12 protein-coding genes are annotated in these 17,824 nt (G+C 57.3%); 8 read left to right on the top strand and 4 right to left on the bottom strand.

Annotation, left to right across the window (positions count from 1 at the left end; all coding sequences use genetic code 11):
• The first annotated feature begins 21 nt into the window (after positions 1–21).
• The gene (locus tag RBB77_RS07025) at positions 22–507 is read left to right on the top strand and encodes an Lrp/AsnC family transcriptional regulator (protein ID WP_353065924.1); all 486 of its coding nucleotides are present in this window, start codon (positions 22–24) and stop codon (positions 505–507) included.
• A 10-nt stretch (positions 508–517) separates the two neighbouring features.
• Here RBB77_RS07025 and RBB77_RS07030 read toward each other — a convergent pair whose 3' ends face one another.
• Complete coding sequence (locus RBB77_RS07030; RefSeq protein ID WP_353065926.1) at positions 518–1,948, bottom strand: M20/M25/M40 family metallo-hydrolase; 1,431 nt, start codon at positions 1,946–1,948, stop codon at positions 518–520.
• A 190-nt stretch (positions 1,949–2,138) separates the two neighbouring features.
• Here RBB77_RS07030 and RBB77_RS07035 point away from each other — a divergent pair, with 190 nt between their 5' ends.
• The 3 genes from RBB77_RS07035 to RBB77_RS07045 are packed head-to-tail and all read left to right on the top strand — an operon-like array spanning position 2,139 to position 7,314.
• Positions 2,139–3,536 carry a multicopper oxidase family protein gene (locus RBB77_RS07035; RefSeq protein ID WP_353065928.1) on the top strand — a complete coding sequence of 466 codons (1,398 nt, stop codon included), beginning with the start codon at positions 2,139–2,141 and terminating at the stop codon, positions 3,534–3,536.
• A 3-nt stretch (positions 3,537–3,539) separates the two neighbouring features.
• On the top strand, positions 3,540–6,017 hold the full coding sequence (locus tag RBB77_RS07040) for a c-type cytochrome (protein ID WP_353065930.1): 2,478 nt from the start codon (positions 3,540–3,542) through the stop codon (positions 6,015–6,017).
• A gap of 49 nt (positions 6,018–6,066) precedes the next feature.
• Positions 6,067–7,314: a nucleoside permease gene (locus RBB77_RS07045; protein ID WP_353067589.1), complete on the top strand. Its 1,248-nt coding sequence runs from the start codon at positions 6,067–6,069 to the stop codon at positions 7,312–7,314.
• 95 nt (positions 7,315–7,409) lie between these two features.
• Here the strand turns inward: RBB77_RS07045 and RBB77_RS07050 are convergent, their stop codons facing one another.
• Both RBB77_RS07050 and RBB77_RS07055 read right to left on the bottom strand, forming a co-directional pair.
• Entirely contained in the window at positions 7,410–8,375 is a 966-nt protein-coding gene (locus RBB77_RS07050) for a sugar phosphate isomerase/epimerase family protein (protein ID WP_353065932.1), read from the bottom strand.
• A gap of 201 nt (positions 8,376–8,576) precedes the next feature.
• A complete protein-coding gene (locus tag RBB77_RS07055; RefSeq protein WP_353065934.1) occupies positions 8,577–9,935 on the bottom strand; it encodes a sugar porter family MFS transporter in 1,359 nt (452 codons plus the stop codon).
• A 634-nt stretch (positions 9,936–10,569) separates the two neighbouring features.
• On the opposite strand from RBB77_RS07055, the gene RBB77_RS07060 reads away from it, so the two are divergent.
• From RBB77_RS07060 to RBB77_RS07075, 4 genes are all read left to right on the top strand, one after another.
• Positions 10,570–10,773 (top strand): cold-shock protein, encoded by a 204-nt coding sequence (locus RBB77_RS07060; RefSeq protein ID WP_020712649.1) that lies wholly within the window; start codon positions 10,570–10,572, stop codon positions 10,771–10,773.
• Between the two features lie 228 nt (positions 10,774–11,001).
• Positions 11,002–11,682, top strand: coding sequence for a hypothetical protein (locus tag RBB77_RS07065; RefSeq protein ID WP_353065936.1), 681 nt, complete (start codon positions 11,002–11,004; stop codon positions 11,680–11,682).
• A gap of 104 nt (positions 11,683–11,786) precedes the next feature.
• Positions 11,787–12,368 (top strand): KdsC family phosphatase, encoded by a 582-nt coding sequence (locus RBB77_RS07070; RefSeq protein ID WP_353065938.1) that lies wholly within the window; start codon positions 11,787–11,789, stop codon positions 12,366–12,368.
• Positions 12,369–12,418: 50 nt separating this feature from the next.
• Entirely contained in the window at positions 12,419–16,852 is a 4,434-nt protein-coding gene (locus tag RBB77_RS07075; protein ID WP_353065940.1) for a DEAD/DEAH box helicase, read from the top strand.
• On the opposite strand, the gene RBB77_RS07080 is transcribed toward RBB77_RS07075, so the two are convergent.
• Entirely contained in the window at positions 16,853–17,734 is an 882-nt protein-coding gene (locus RBB77_RS07080) for a Nif3-like dinuclear metal center hexameric protein (protein ID WP_353065942.1), read from the bottom strand.
• Between the last annotated feature and the right edge of the window lie 90 nt (positions 17,735–17,824).

Raw genomic sequence — 17,824 nt, forward strand, 5'->3', positions numbered from 1 at the left:
ACACGCAAAGAGGCGATATCTATGGCTAAAGATCTTGACCCCATCGACTACAACATCGTGCGTATGCTCGCCGAGGACGCCAGAATCTCTTACGCAGAACTCGGCCGCAAGGTCGGTCTTTCGCCATCTGCCGTGGCCGAACGAATCCACCAACTCGAAGCCGACAAGGTCATCCTCGGCTACCGCGCCCTGCTCGACGAGAAAGCCTTCGGTTATCCGGTCATGGCCTTCATCCGCCTCACCTGCGACAACACCCACTATCGCCCGTTCCTAAAATTTCTCCCCACCATCGATGCCGTGCAGGAGTGCCATCACATCACAGGCGGAGAAGCCTTCCTCATCAAAGTCAGGCTCTCGTCTATTGACCAGCTCGAGCCCCTCATCGAACGCCTTCTCCCCTACGGAATGCCCACCACCAGCATGGTTCTCTCGACTCCCGTCTATCGGCAACAAGAGGCTTGGCTCCTCAGACACGCCGGCTTCCCGTCACGCCCTAGAAAAAAGTAGACGAACAAAGTTATTCCGAAGTAAGCGCCTTCAGATACAAATACTCGAACTCAACTCCGGTATAAAAATCGATGGCGCGAATACGTTCATCCCGCCCATGCGCACGAACATCGTCGCGGTCCAAACCCATACCCGAGAAGCCATAACTCGGAATCCCCACACTCATCGTGTATACGCTGTCGGAAGCGCCTGTCTCCATCTCAGGAATCACCGGAATACCAGGCCACATCGCCTTCACCACAGCGTCGAGCGGCCGAAACACCACTGGATCCAGCGGCGGCGGCGCCATCGACTTACGATCAGACCCCTTTTCAAACACCTCGCCACTGTTGTCGACATACTGCACCTTCAGCGTCGGATCGGCAAAGATCCGAATCAGCTCCTGTCGAATCTCCTCCTGCGAATGCCCAGGAAATATGCGGCAATTTACGTTTGCCACCGCGCTTCCCGGCAATGCATTCGGCGCATGTCCCGCCGACATCATCGTCGCTACGCAGGTCGTATGCAGCAACGAGTTATAGATCGCGTCCTTCGACAACCGCTGCGCAGCCTCTGCATTCGGCACCGCGTCCGACAGAGCCTTCAGATCTCCCGCCAGCTGTCCCTCTTTCGTCTTCGCGCTACTCGCAAAGTAAGCGCGCGTCACCTCATTCGTCTCCAAAGGGAACTGCGCCTTCTCTAATCTGCCCAACGCATCCGCAACCTGATAAATCGCATTGTCAGGCCGCGGCAGGGAACTATGCCCTCCTGGGTTTGTCGCAGACACACGATAGTCGGCATAAAGTTTTTCCGTTGCCTCAACCCCCATGCTCACAGCCTTGCCCTTCTCCAACTCAGGCCCACCCGCATCAGGATTCAACGCAAACGCCGCATCGACAAGTTCGCGATGATTCTTCAGCAGCCAATCCACGCCGTTCGACTTGCCTCCTTCTTCATCCGCAGTCAAAGCCAGAATGATGTCGCGATCAGGGACAAATCCCTCACGCTTCATTCTGATAAAGCTCTCAACCGCAGCCGCATCGCTATCTTTCATATCCTGCGTCCCGCGCCCGTAAAAGTACCCATCCTTCTCGACAAACTGAAACGGATCAGTCGTCCAGTCCGAACGCTTTGCTTCGACCACATCGATATGCCCGATAATCAGCACTGGTTTCAGCGTCGAGCCCGCACGCCCGCGATATCGCGCCACCATATTGCCTTTCCTGTCATTCGGCCCCATCACCACCACATCCGACTCCGCAAAACCGGCATCCAGCAGCCGCTTCCGCATCGCATCCGACGCGACCGTCGTGCTCCCAACCGAGTCCGTCGTGTTCGTCTCAATCAACTCTCGAAAGATGTCACGAGCAATCGTCTTATCAGCATCAGGCAACTGGGTAGGCTGGGCAAAGAGCGACGACGTCAAAGCAACGGAAACCAGACAAGCGGCGATTGATCTCAAGGGACGATCCTTCTAATAAATATGTGGGCAGTGATCCAATATTCGCACGAATGGTCTCTGCAATCCTGAAAACATGCGCGATCTTCGCACCGCAGTGATTGCGCGTGTTCAATGTTCTGGACAACCCACCCCCTGAAGCTTATTACTTTTAAACACCGATAGAACGATCCCAACCACGCAGCGAGTTCGAATGAACCGGAGAAGTTTCTTAGTTGCAACAGGCACGTCCCTGGCCAATGCGATCGTCGCACGAAACGGTCGAGCATTGGCGGCACCAGCGCCAGCAGCCCACGCCGCCGATCTTCGCCTGCGCATCGAGCCCTGCACTCTGGACATCGGCCACGGCGTGCAGATTTCAACCATCGCGTACAACGGCCAAATCCCTGGCCCCCTGCTTCGCCTGAAAAAAGGCAAGCCCACCACCATCGACGTCACCAACTCTACGAAAAACCAAGACCTCGTCCACTGGCACGGCCTCGCCACCGATTCGCTCAATGACGGCGCAGTCGAAGAAGGCTCTCCATTAATCGCGCTAGGAGCAACATTGCGCTATCACCTCACGCCCAATCCCTCCGGCACCCGCTGGTATCACACCCACGCCATGGCCATGGGAGATCTCTCCCTCGCCGCCTACACCGGCCAGTTCGGTTTTCTCCTCATCGACGGTGAGCCCGACCCCGGGCGTCACGACAAGGAAATAAATCTCGCCATTCATCACTGGGGACCCCACTTCGTCCCCATGGTCGAGACCATGCGCACACAATCGCAGAACATGCCGCAGACCTCCGGCTCCGACGTCGGCTACACCCACGCCACCATCAACGCGCACATGCTCGGCGCAGGCGAACCCATCCGCGTCAAACAAGGAGAGAGCGTCCTCTTCCGTCTCCTCAACGCCAGCGCAACCGAAAATGTGGTTCTCGCTCTTCCCGGCCACACTTTCAGGGTCATCGCAATGGATGGCAACCCCGTCCCGAACCCCACCTCCGTCGAGGTTCTGTCTCTTGCCGTCGCCGAGCGTGTAGATGCGCTTGTCGAGATGAACTCGCCCGGCGTCTGGGTCTTGGGTTCGACGTTGAAAGAAAGCCGCGACATCGGCTTAGGTGTCGTCATCGAGTACGCGGGCAAGTCAGGCGACCCGGTATGGCGCGACCCGCAGCCCACAGAGTGGGATTACACCCGCTTCGCCGCCAACAATCCGGTCCCTGACCCAGAAGAAACCTTCACTCTCACCTTCCGCGATGCGGGCGCACTCAACGGCTCTCAATTCGACACCTGGACCATCAACGGCGATGCATGGCCGAACGTAAAACCCCTCAAGGTCAAACATGGCAAGCGCTATCGCATGGTCTTCCGCAACGCCAGCGGCGACCAGCACCCAATACATTTGCATCGCCACAGCTTCGAGGTCACACGCATCGAAGATCAACACCTCAGCGGTCTCATCAAAGACACCGTTAATGTGATGCCGCTCCAAACCGTTGCCGTAGACTTCATTGCAGACAACCCAGGCGACTCACTTATCCACTGCCATCAGCAACTCCACATGGACTACGGCTTCATGCAAATCATCAAGTACGCGGACTAGCTCATGGCCCTGGCGAAAAGTACGAAGAGACAAACGCGCGGTGTAGTTACAGACAGGCTCGCCTCTGCTTTTATTGCAGGCTTCCTGGCCTTGAGCCTCGTGAACCCGGGACACATTCTCCCCGCAGCAAGCGCACAGGCGAGACACACTGCGATCCAGACCGACTGGCCAGTCTACGGCGGTCAAAGCGCAGACGATCGTTACTCCGCTCTTCATCAAATCGATCGCACCAACGTCCACAAACTCAAAGTTGCGTGGACCTTCGATACCAAAGAGCCCGGCGGCCTTCAGACCAACCCGCTCATCGTCGGTCGAGTCCTCTTCGGCTTCACCCCCACACAAAAAGTCATCGCACTCGACGCAGCTACCGGAAAAAATCTCTGGACCTTCAGCACCGGCACCCCGGGACTCCAACCCACACGCGGCCTCAGCTACAGGACCGACGGAACGCAGAGCATTCTCTTCGCCGGCCTCCTTAGCAATCTCTACGCGATCAACCCCGCAACCGGAAAACTCATCTCCTCCTTCGGCGACGGCGGCAAGATCGATCTCCGCAAAGATCTCAACGAAAAAGACGTCACTCAATCCTTCGCCGCCCTCACCACTCCCGGCCTCATCTACAAGGACATGATCATCGTCGGCTTCCGCGCGCCCGAGACTGAGCCTGCGCTGCACGGTGACATCCGCGCCTACGACGTCCACACCGGTAAGCTTCGCTGGATCTTCCACACTATTCCACTCCCCGGCGAGCCCGGCTACGAGACCTGGCCCAAAGACGCATGGAAGGTGACCGGCTCCGCCAACAACTGGGCAGGCATGGCCCTCGACGAAAAGCGCGGCATCGTCTACGTTCCCACCGGCTCCGCCGTCAACGACTTCTACGGCTTCGACCGTATCGGCGACGACCTCTACGCCAACACGCTTCTCGCACTCGACGCCAACACCGGCCAACGCCTCTGGCACTTCCAGGGCGTCCATCACGACATCTGGGACCGCGATTTCCCATCGCCTCCATCTCTCGTCACCGTCCGCTCACACGGCAAACAAGTCGACGCCATAGCCCAAACCACAAAACAGGGCTACCTCTTCCTCTTCGACCGCACCACCGGCAAGCCGCTCTTCCCCATCGAAGAAAAGCCGTTCCCCGCATCCACCGCCCCCGGCGAAAAGGCCTCTCCCACTCAGCCAGTCCCATCCATCCCCGCCCCCTACGCCCGCCAACTCCTGACCGCCGACGTGCTCACCACCCGCACCCCCGAAGCTCACGCATGGGCAGCCGAGCAGTTCAAAACCTTCATCAGCAACGGCATCTTCGTCCCCTTCAGCGTCGACAAGCAAACCGTAGTCTTTCCCGGCTTCGACGGCGGCGCCGAGTGGGGCGGATCAGCAGTCGACATCAAAACCGGCGTCATCTACATCAACGCCAACGACATCGTCTGGACCGGCGGCCTCACCGAAAACAAACCCGGCGGCAGCCTCGGCGCCAACGTCTACCAAAGCCAATGCTCCATCTGCCACGGAGGCGACCGCAAAGGAAATCCCCCCGCCTTCCCCTCGCTCATCGACGAGCAAAAGCGTCTCTCCGATGCCCAGATCACCGAGATCATCCACAACGGCAAGGGCCGCATGCCTTCCTTCCCCAACGTCGAAGCCGCCCGCCTAACCGCCGTCCTCGAATACCTCAAAACCGGCGACATCGCCGGATCAGCAACCCCCACCCCCAAATCCGTCAACCGCAACGAGATCGCCGGCGCAAAGATCTACGACAAAAACTGCGCCATCTGCCACGGCGACGACCTCCTCGGCGCACCCTCCAACTACCCCGGCCTCCTCGGCGTCCGTCTCCGCCTCACAGACCAGCAGATCCTCGCCAACATCCACAACGGCAAAGGCCGCATGCCGTCCTTCCAAAAACTCACCGACGCCGACACCGCCTCCCTCCTCCATTTCCTGGGCGACAGTGCCTCCCCCATGGTCGAATCCGCCGTCACCTCCAACAACTCCTCCAAGAAAGAAGTCGAGTCCGCCCTCACCCCACCCGGCGGACTCGCCAAGTACCGCTTCACCGGCTACCGCAAATTCCTCGACCCCGACGGCTACCCCGCCGTCCAACCTCCCTGGGGCACCCTCAACGCCATCGACCTCAACACCGGCAAATATCTCTGGAAGATCCCCCTCGGCAACTATCCCGAGCTAGCCGCCAAAGGCCTCGCGAACACCGGCTCCGAAAACTACGGCGGCCCCATCGTCACCGCCGGCGGCATCGTCTTCATCGCCGCCACCAACTTCGACCACACCATCCGCGCCTTCGACAGCCGCACCGGCACCCTCCTCTGGCAAGGAGACCTCCCCTACGCCGGCAACGCTACCCCCGCCACCTACATGATCGATGGCCGCCAGTACGTCGTCATCGCCACGAGCAACGCCCGTAACCCCAAAGGCCCTCAAGGCGCAGCCTACGTAGCCTTCGCGTTACCCTAATCCAAGCAGTGGAACAGCCAGCAAAGAAGGGAACCACACCAACGTGAACATGCAGATCAGGACCCGCCTCGGCGCAATGATGTTCCTCGAGTACTTCATCTGGGGAGCCTGGTACGTCACCGTCGGCACCTGGCTCGCCTCATCCCTTCACTTCAACGGCCAGCAGATTGGCCTCGCCGCCGGCACCACCGCCGTAGGCGCAATGATCGCTCCCTTCTTCGTCGGCCTCATCGCCGACAAGCTCTTCGCTACCCAGCGCGTCCTCGCCGCACTCCATCTCCTCGGCGCCATCCTCCTCTTCCTCGCCTCGCAACAAATCACCTTCAACAAAATCTACCCACTCCTCCTCATCTACTGCCTCTGCTTCATGCCCACCCTCGCCCTCACCAACTCCCTCGCATTCCGCCAAATGTCCGACCCCAAGCTCGAGTTCGGCCCCATCCGCGTCCTCGGCACTGCCGGCTGGATCGCCGCCGGCCTCCTCGTCGGCACTCTCCGCCTCGAAGCCACCGCACGCCCCCTGCAACTAGCCGCCGCTCTCTCCATCTTGATGGCGATCTACTGCCTCACTCTCCCCGACACCCCACCTCTCGCCCGCGAAGGTCGCTTCTCCCTCTCCAGCATCTTTCCCCGCGAAGCCATCGCTCTCCTCCGCGAGCGTTCCATGGCCGTCTTCGCCATCGCGTCCTTCCTCATCTGCATTCCACTGCAGTTCTACTACGCCTTCACCAACCTCTTTCTCAACGAATCAGGCGTCCACAACGCCGCAGGCAAGATGACCGGCGGTCAGATGTCCGAGCTCTTCTGCATGCTTCTCATCCCATGGTTCTTCCGTCGCCTCGGCGTCAAATACATGCTCGTCGCAGGAATGTCGGCATGGGTCCTGCGATATCTCCTCTTCGCCTTCGGTAACGCCGACAGCAAAGTCTGGATGTTCTGGCTCGGCATCCTTCTCCACGGCATCTGTTACGACTTCTTCTTTGTCACCGGCCAGATCTACATCGACCGAAAAGCCTCCGCAGCCTTACGTGCAGCCGCACAGGGCCTCATCACCTTCATCACTTATGGAGCAGGTATGTTCGTAGGTTCCTGGCTCTCGGGAGCAGTAGTAGAGCGCTACACGACGACGTCGGCAACCGGAGCACCCATCCACTCGTGGCAATCCATCTGGATAGTAGCCGCATCCGCCTCAGCGGCAGTCCTGGTTCTCTTCCTAATCACCTTCACCGACAAAGAAAGATCACAAGTCACCGCAATCGAAAGCGCCGGAGCCATCCCGATCGAATCACCGCTATAAATCGAAGCGACCAACGGGAGCATCACGCGAAGCGATCACAAGTCACGAAGTGACCGCCCCACGCGAAGTGGGCCCGTCCGGCAGGACACAATCTTCTAAGCCCACCAAGCCTCCACCGGAGGCTCCTTCAGCAACACACGCGAAAGCATCGAGATAGCCGATGAAAGCCCTTCATGCGTAGAAGCCAGAGCATCCTCATGCTCAATACTCATCACATAGTCATACCCAGCCAGCCGCAGCGCAGAAGCAATCCGCTTCCACTCCAACTCGCTATGTCCCCACCCCACCGATCGAAACAGCCAAGACCGCTTCGCCATCTCACGATAGCTCTTCGTATCCAGCACGCCATTAACATCCCGCATCGCCCCGTGGATCGCCACATCCTTCGCATGAAAGTGAAAGATGGCTTCACCCAGCGCAGCAATCGCCGCAGGAATATCGATCCCCTGCCACCACAGATGACTAGGGTCTAAATTAATTCCAACCGAATCACCTACAGCCGCACGCAAACGCAGCACAGTCTCCGGGTTATACACGCAAAATCCCGGATGAGCCTCAAGCGCAATCTTCACTCCAGCGTCCTTGGCAAACTGAGCCGCACCCTTCCAGTAGGGAATCAGCCTCTCCTCCCACTGCCAGGCTAGCGCATCCGAAAACTCCGGAGGCCAAGCCGCCGTAATCCAGTTCGGCGTCACATCCTGGGCCGACCCACCCGGGCATCCAGAAAATGTAACCACCACAGGCACATGAATCTGCTCTGCCAGCCTCACTGTCTTCCGCAGCACCTCATCATCACGCCCGGCAATCTCTTTCTTCGGATGCACCGGGTTCCCATGGCACGACAGCGCGCTGATCGTAAGCCCCGCATCCTCCAACTTGGTCCGATACGCCCGCGCTGCCTCTTTACTCGCCAGCAAACCATCCAGATCGAGATGACTGTTCCCCGGCCATCCGCCAGTCCCAATCTCCAGCGCCTCGATCTGCGGATACTTCTTCAACTCCACCAGCAGCGCATCCAGCGGCAATCCATTAAATATCGGCGTAAACAACCCTAACCGCATCGCTAACTCTCCTTGACCCAAAAGATCACAAACGTTTCCCGGAACCCGACAAAACGTCATCTCGACCGAAGTCGCGCAGTCTCATCGCGCGACGTAGTGGAGAGACCCCCGTATTTTGCCATTGTTGTTGCCGTTGCACTTCTGGTTGTCATCCCCGCAGGGGATCTGCTTTTGCTTTTTAAATTTCAAAATCCAAAAAAATCAAACCGCAGGCTTCACCTTCTCATGCAGATGCTTCTGCATCGACTCCAGCGTAAATCCCTTCGTCTCGGGATACACAAACAGCACCACAAAAAACTGCACCACCATCATCACCGCAAAGAAGAAAAACGGAATCGACTTCGAGTAACGAGCTAGCACCGGAAAGATACTCGCAATCAAAGCATTCGTAATCCAATGCGCCGACGAGCCAAGGCTCTGTCCCTTCGAGCGAACGCTCGTCGGAAACACCTCACTGATATAAACCCAGATCACCGCGCCCTGCGAGAACGCGAAGAAAACAATATAAGCAATCAGCACCACCAACAGGTACTGCTGATGAGACGCAGTCTGGAAGATCATCGCCGCCGCCAGAAGACATATCCCGCAACCCACCGCTCCCACCAGCAGCAGCTTCTTGCGCCCAACCTTATCGATCAGCGAAACACCCGCCAGCGTCGCCACGAGGTTCATCGCCCCAATCGCCACCGCCTGCAGATCACTCGACACCTGGTTGAACCCGGCGCTCGCAAAGATATCATTCAGGTAGTAAAGAATCGCATTGATCCCCGTCAGTTGATTGAACATCCCAATCGAGATCGCCAGAAAGATCGGCAACCGATTCTGCGCAGAAAATAACTTCGTAGCCGACTCCAGCCTCTCCTGCCGAATCGACTCGATAATCTCCTGCACCTCCGCCTCAGAGTCGGGCGACCCCATTCGCTGCAGCGTCAACGTAGCCTCTGCAATCCGATTCTGCGTAATCAGCCACCTTGAACTCTGCGGCACGCTCAGCAACATGATCAAAAACAGCAGCGCCGGAACAAACGCGACTCCAATCTGCACCCTCCACTGAATCGCACCCTGCACAAAATGCGCGACAATCGCATTCGACATATACGCAAGCAAAATTCCCACAACCACGTTGATCTGAAACAGACCCACCATCCGCCCGCGCCACTTCGCAGGCGAAAGCTCCGCAATATAAACCGGCCCCAACACTGACGATCCACCAATCCCCAGACCACCCAGAAACCGGAAGAACAGAAAAGAAGTCCAGCTTCCTGCCAAAGCGCAACCCAGTGCCGAGATCACATACAACACCGCCATCCATCGCAGCGCTTTTCGGCTGCCAATCTTCTGGCCCAGCGCACCGCTGCCCATCGCCCCGATCACCGTCCCCCAAAGCGCAATCGAAACCGTAAACCCAAGGTTTGCAGGCGACAGTTGGTACTTGTCCGTCAAAGCATGGGTAATTCCCGCGATCACAGCCGTGTCGAAGCCAAACAACAAGCCGCCGAGCGCACCAGTCACAGCGCTCTTGGCCAAAAGAAGAACGGAACTCGATTTTGTGGTCGTCATAGGGCAATGCCTATCCTAGCCTCTGAAACCCAAAAACGGCTAAGACCAACAGCCCCAAACTTTCATCGCCGAAAAATAATCGAAAAATCTTCACCAAATTTGGCGTATGAGTTATATCCAGTTCGCTACAATTTAAGTAGAGATCAAAACCCAGGGCTGCCGCGGCGAGAGCTGCAGCAGCCCTTCGTCTTTAACCTGTCCACAACGGACCACAAACGCACCACGAAAGGACCACAAGCAACCACACATCCATACACGCGCCATTTTCGGCCTAAAATCTTCGACGGGAGGGACGAAGCCTCCCACCCGTGACACAGCTTGAAGCCTACGGCGACCGTAACCTAAACAAAACAAGTATTTTGTGCGTAAGTTATTTAGATGCAATATTCTACCGACACTATGGCCCGTCAAGCCGTTCTATTCATTGGACTTGCTTACAAAATACTCCTGAAGGGGGAGGGGGAGTGGTTCGCGGCGTACATGACGGTCCAAAAAATTGCCGCTCCCGGCCATTCAGGTTGAAATGAAGCCGCTTTTCGATGAAAACATATAACGATATTGATTGAAATTCGCTCACATCCTGCTACCCTTATAAGTAATGGCGAAATATCGCCTTATGAAAGTAGGACGCATCATGGCAAACGGAACAGTTAAGTGGTTCAACGACGCAAAAGGTTTTGGCTTCATCACCCCGGAAGACGGTGGAGAGGATCTCTTCGCGCATTACTCTGCAATCAACTCCAGTGGCTTCAAGTCTCTCCAGGAAGGTCAACGCGTAACGTTTGACATCACTACTGGCCCCAAGGGCAAGCAGGCTGCGAACATCCAGCCCGCCTAATCCGACACATCTCCCGCGATAAGCTGCATCCCCGGATAGCGCAGCCTCGCGCCAACAAAACATGCAGAAGGGTTACAAGTAGACGCCTCGGCGCCGACTTGTGACCCTTCGCACTTTGAGTACCACACCCGTCTCGCGTCAACGCGCCGCTATACAACTATCGAGTGATTCAGTACCTACTTGGTAACTGCTAAGTTACCTCCACTGCGATCCAGCAGGAGGTTACTCATGACTCCCCTCAAGCAAGCCTCCCTCCTATTCGTCCTGGTCCCAACTCTCACCTTTGCCGCAAGCGTTCCAAAAACCATCCTCCCCGACAACATAATCACCTGCCAACCGAACGCCAACTGCTTCGGCAAGAACCTCTACGGCCGAAACTACAGAGTCATCAACACTCCCCGTTTCACCGTCATGGTCGCCATATCTCGCGAAGGCGTCTACACCCGCGCCGACGTCAGCATCGCCAACAACACCGTCCTGCCCCAAAGCCTCACCCCCGAAGACTTCCGCATAGAGGTCCTTACTCCCAAGCCAAAGGTTCTCCTCTACATCCTTCCAAGCGACCTGAAGGATCTTCCCGCGACGCCAATCCCGGCCCCGCAACCTCAGACCTCCCCCACTCCCCCGATCGCGTCCTCGTTCCTCTCCCAACAATCTTCCATATCCTCCACCTCTGATCCAGCGCAGACTCCCCAAGTTGCAGATGCCGACTCAGACGCAAAGAAGATGGCCTTACAGCAAGCTGCGGACAAGGCCGCAAGCGATCATCCTCTTCAAGCAACCTCCCTACCCCCCAACGAGGTAACCCGCGGTCGCGTTTACTTTGAGAGCGACAAGCACGCGAGACTTGTAAATATCGTGCTGCCTATCGCCGGTCTAGTATTCGAGTTTCCTTACAGCATGAGATAGTCATAACCCGAGCGCCCCTCTTTGGGTCTCATGGAATGTCATCCCCCGGGTCATGTGGCTCTTGGTAGTGGTCGTCGGGCGAGCCGTCGGGCTATCATCGTCCCATGACTGCTGAAGCCCGCGCAAAAAATATAAAGGTTCTCATCTTCGACGTAGATGGAGTCCTTACCGACGGTCAAATCTTTGTCATTCCAAACTCTCAAGGTCAAGGGATCGAAGCAAAAGGTTTCTCTGCACACGACGGACTCGGTATCTCCCTGGGGCGTCTCGGCGGCCTTCGCATCGGCATCATCACAAAACGCCAATCCCAAACCGTCGCCATTCGCGCCAATGATCTTAAGCTGGAGTTCATCTACCAGGGCCAATCTCACAAGATGATCGCCGTTAGAGAGATCCTCGAGAAGACCGGCTACACCCTTGACCAACTAGCCTATGTCGGCGACGACATCATTGACCTTCCAGTCCTACGCCAATGCGGGCTGGCCATCGCCACAGCCAATGCCCGGCACCAGGTCAAATCCGTCGCCCATTTCGTCACGCCGAACCCCGGCGGATTTGGGGGCGCCCGCGACGCCATCGACTTCATCCTCTCCGCCCAGGGAACGCTCGAAAAAGTAATTGAGCAATACCTCGACGAATCAAACGCTACTGCGGCCGCCTCTGATGTTGGCACAGGCAACATGTAGATAACAATGCGGCGAAGAAAGAACGAACAAAACCGAGATACAATCAGCAAATGTCATGGGAAGTCCCTCAATCACTCGCTTGGGCGCATCCCATCACTGCAGAGTGGTTTCTCTCCAAATTTGGCAGTTCCACCGAACCCCAGACCTACGGCTGGCCGAGTATCCTCGCGGGCCAGGCAACTCTTATCTCAGCACCTACTGGCTCAGGAAAAACCCTGGCAGCGTTTTTGGTCTGCATCGACCACCTCCTGCGACAATCTCTCTCAGGTCAACTCGTGCCCTGCACTCAAGTTGTCTACGTTAGCCCCCTCAAAGCCCTTTCCAACGACATTCAGAAAAATCTCGATGCACCACTAGCCGAGATCCAACAACTTGCAATCGAGCGTGGCTATCTCTGCCCTCAGATTCGCACAGGAGTCCGCACGGGTGACACCCTCCCGAAAGAGCGTGCCGCCATGCTCCGCAACCCACCTCACATCCTCGTCACTACTCCCGAGTCCCTGTATATCCTTCTCACGGCTGGCAAGAGCAGGGAAAATCTACGCCGTGTCCGCACTGTCATTGTCGACGAGATCCACGCTGTAGCAGACGATAAACGCGGTGCGCACCTCGCTCTCACCCTCGAGCGCCTAGACGCCCTCGTGACGGGCGAAAACCGCTTCAGCCCAGGTCACTTCCTTACCGGTGTTGTTACTCCGCCGCAAAGAATCGGTCTCTCCGCCACGCAAAATCCCATTGAACTCGTTGCCAACTTCCTCACTGGCATCCACGAAGACCGTAAGCCTGCGACTATCGTCCAAGTCGGCCAGCGTCGCGAGTTCGACATTGCCATCGAAGTCCCAAGCGACGAGCTCAACTCGGTCACCAGCAGCAATATGTGGGCCGAGATCTTCGATAAGCTTGCCGCTCACGCTCAGAATCACCGCTCAACCCTGGTCTTCGTCAACACTCGCCGCCTCGTCGAAAAGATCGCCTTCGAACTCGCCGCGCGCCTTGGTCCCGAGCACGTAGCCGCACATCACGGCTCGCTCTCGCGCACCCTACGCCTCGATGCCGAGCAGCGCCTCAAGAATGGCGAGATTCAAATTCTCATCGCCACTGCATCCCTCGAACTCGGCATCGACATCGGTGACATCGACCTTGTCTGCCAGATCAGCACCACACGGGCGGTAGCCGTGGCCATGCAGCGAGTCGGCCGTGCCGGTCATTGGCGCGGAGCTATCCCGAAGGGCCGCTTCTTCGCCACCACCCGCGATGATCTACTCGAACAAGCCGCCCTCGTCAGAAAGATGCGCGCCGGAGAACTCGATAAGTTACAAATTCCTACTCAGCCAGCCGACGTTCTCATGCAGCAGATAGTAGCAGCCTGTGGCGCCGAGTCCTGGGAAGAGGACGCACTCTACAACATCTTCCGCCGCGCCTATTCCTACCGGAATCTCACCCGCGAAGCCTTCGATGATCTCCTTACCCTTCTTGCCGAAGGCATCGAATCAAGTCGCGGCCGCTACGGGGCGTATCTCCTTCGTGATGGAGTCCAGCACCATCTCCATCCCCGCCGTGGCGCCCGTATGATCGCAATCTCTAACGGTGGCGCAATTCCCGACACCGCTCTCTATAGCGTCATTCTCCAGCCCGAAGGCGTACAGATCGCGACTCTCGACGAACACTTCGCCGTCGACTCCAGTCCAGGCGACGTCATCCTCCTCGGCACTTCCAGCTGGCGGATTCAGCGCGTCGAAGCCACCGGCCGCGTCCTCGTGGAAGACGCCCATGGCGCCCCTCCTAGCTTGCCCTTCTGGGAAGGCGAAGCCCCCCAGCGCACTCCTATCCTCTCTGACGGCGTCGGTGAGCTCCGCGAACAGATTTCCGCGCTCACTCCCAACGTCATCCCCGGTTATATCTCTCCCACACAACCCGAAGTCGCCGCTGCCACTGCGTGGCTCATGCAGGAGTGCGGCGTCTGCGCCAGCGGAGCCCAACAGCTCATCGCGTACATCGTCACCGGTCGTGCTGCTCTTGGTGCCGTACCCTCCAAAACCACCATCATCGCCGAGCGCTTCTTCGATGATGGTGGGGGCATGCAGCTCATTCTTCATGCTCCTTTTGGCGGTCGTATCAATAAAGCCTGGGGTCTCGCATTACGCAAACGCTTCTGCCGCGGCTTCAACTTTGAGCTGCAGGCCGCTGCCACCGACAACGGAATCAACATCTCCCTCGCCGAGCAGCACAGCTTCCCCCTTGCCGACGTCTTCCAGTTCCTTACCGAACACACCGCAAAAGAGCTGTTGGAACAAGCGTCCATAGCCTCACCGATCTTCAAAAACCGTTGGCGTTGGGCTGCGGGTCGTAGTCTGCAACTCCTCCGCTTTTCAAAAGGCAAACGAATAGCCCCACAGATTCAGCGCACCCGCTCTGAAGATCTCATGGCCTCTGTCTTCCCTCAGGCTGCTGCCTGCTTCGAGACGATTGTCGGCGACATCCAAATTCCGAATCACCCACTGGTCAACGAGGTCATGCAGGACGTCCTTCAGGAGGCGATGGATCTTGAAGGGCTCATTGATCTTCTTCGCGGGATAAAAGAAGGCTCCATCCGTTGCCTGGCGGTTGATACCCCAACTCCCTCACCGTTTGCCCATGAACTTCTCAACGCGAATCCCTATGCTTACCTAGACGAAGCCGGTCTCGAAGAACGTCGAGCTCGGGCCACCTCACTTGGCCGAAACCACCCGGACCAACCCGGCAAAGTAGATACTGTCGCTATTGCCGCCATCCGCAAAGAGATATGGCCCGATCTCCGCGACGAACATGAGCTCCATGACCTTCTGCACTCTCTGATAATCCTCCCGTTGCACGTATACGAATCGACCGAAGTCCCCCACTGGCAGCTCTTCTACGATCGCCTTGCTCGGACAGGTCGCGCGCAGATGATCGACTGCGCCGGAAGTCAAGTCTGGGTCGCTACCGAGCGACTCCCCTGGGCAGCCGCGTTGTGGCGAACAGTAGTCGATGATGGGCCAAAATCAGTTACAAAAGAAGAATCCTTGCTAAAGGTAGTACAGGGATGGTTGCAGATTACGGGACCCACGACCTCTAACTCTCTTGCCCGCACTATAAACCTCGAACCTGCCGGTATCTTCCAAGCCTTCCTCACGATGGAGACGCAAGGTCTTCTCATACGCGGAACGTTTGAGTATTCCGCCTTGGCGGAGTCGACGGCAGGAGTTGCAGACCACGATATTGAGTGGTGCGAACGCCGCGTTCTCCAACGCATTCACCGACGAACCGTTGCCGCTCTCCGCAAGCAGATCGAGCCAGTCACTCCGGCAGTCTATATGCGCTGGCTCCTCACTTGGCAACATCTAGCCCCTCAAACTCAACTCACCGGCGAAGAGGGTGTCTTCGAAGCTCTCCGGCAACTTGAGGGATTTGAAGCTCCTGCTATCGAGTGGGAGCGTACCCTTCTTCCCTCCCGCGTAGCCAATTACGACCCCCGCTGGCTAGACTCGCTGTGTCTTTCGGGAGCCGTGGGCTGGGGCCGGATTTCGCCTCATCCAGCTTGGTCTATAGGTGACGGCGCCTCTCCGCGACGAGTTATACCTACCAGTGCTGCGCCCATCACGTTCTACATCCGCGAGACTGCCGACTGGCTCCCTTACGCTCTAGCTCATCAGGGTGTTGAAGAAGACAAGCTAGCCGTTGCGCTTAGTCCTGCAGCTCTACAACTCCGAACACTCCTCCAGCAACGCGGTGCCTGCTTTGCCAACGACATTCAGCGCATTGCCAACCTCACTCGGCAACAAACTCAGCAAGCTTTATGGGAGCTCGCCACGGCAGGCATCGTAGCCGCTGACGGCTTCGACCAACTTCGGGCCTGCATTGATCCCCGCCGCAAATCCATTACAACTGAAGCCCCCGGCAAACGTACCGCACGCAGCTCGGTTGGTAGATGGTCATTGCTTCGCGAGGGAATCCAGACCGCCCAGACGGCAATCGAGATGGCCCGCCATACCGAAACCGCGCTTGAGTCCTTCGCCCGCCAACTGCTCAACCGTTATGGCGTTCTTTTCCGCGACCTTCTTCTCGCTGAATCCAACGCTCCCAAGTGGCGCGATCTGCTCAATATGCTCCGACGCCTCGAGGCCCGTGGCGAGGTCAGAGGCGGTCGATTCGTCTCTGGCTTCGGCGGCGAGCAATATGCCCTTTCCGAGGCCGTCGAATCCCTCCGCGCTGCACGCACGCGCGAATGCAGCGCAATTATTGCCGTTGCCGCGGCCGACCCTATGAACCTAGTCGGTATCGTCGTGCCAGGCGATCGTGTCCCCGCTGTTCCGGGCAGACAGCTTCTCTATTGCAACGGCAAAGTGCACGCAGAGAAGCGCGATCGGGAAATCGACGGCCTTTCCAGCGACGGCCTAGCCAATTCGCCGTCAGGTCTATCTCATCTCCCCTTCACGTTAGCTGGACGAGTACCGGCCCAGCCATGATCATTGCGGAGAATTCGAGACGGGGCCATGCTCTGGATTCCATAGCGGCTGTCCTGCCACAATATGGTCGACGCGTATCCCAGGAAACAACTCCCGCAAATCTTTGGCGCAGCGCTCCATTCCAGGCTCCTCTGACACTTCGTGCCCCAGCAGAATCAGCGCCTTAGGCCTACTCTGCGCTACTGCATCCCGAACGTACTCGACCGTCTCCCATTCGCTTGCCTCACCGGCGATCAACACTTCGACCGCGGGCTGACGCAGAGCGAAAACCTGCTTCTCTAATCCGGAGGATCCCGGAAGGAATGCCACATGGGATATAGAAAGATTAGGATCCCCTTCGACTCGTAGTGTTTGAATGTGAAGTTTAGACTGCAGCGATCTGGACAACTCCGCCAGTGTCACCTGAGGAATCGTTACAAAATATTGCCCGCGAGGCCCAGGCGGATGCGGATACTTATCCCAGCCAAGCTCCTCGTACATTCCCCTTAAGATGTGGTCGGTTGTATCAGCATGAATCTCATCATGGAGCCGAAACACCACCAGATGGTGTTGTTCAATGAACGCCAGCTTCTCTTTGTATACAGGATCATTGGTAAAGAACTTCGTGTCATCGATGTGGTTATAGAAGGTGGGCTCATGCGTGATGATCAAATTATCCCCACGGCGGACCGCCTCCTGTAAAACCTCCATCGTGTCGAGGAAGGTTGTGGCGATGCCGGTGACGAGTGTATTAGGATCGCCCGCCTTAATGGTATCCACTGTGTTGGGCGGGGGCATTGCGGCGTAACTGTGCTGGATGAGGCTAATCGCCTCACCCGCGCGAAGTGTTTGCGCGCGCGATGATATTGAAAGAAGTATCAACAACGTTAGAAGGATTCGCATCGGCATTATCGTGGGGAGCAACTGAGATCGCTCGACAATTCTATCGCCGAGCAATTGGCTTTGCGTCGTCGAATATGATGGCAATCAGAT

The sequence above is a fragment of the Tunturibacter psychrotolerans genome (genome assembly GCF_040359615.1).
GTDB classification, from domain to species: domain Bacteria; phylum Acidobacteriota; class Terriglobia; order Terriglobales; family Acidobacteriaceae; genus Edaphobacter; species Edaphobacter psychrotolerans.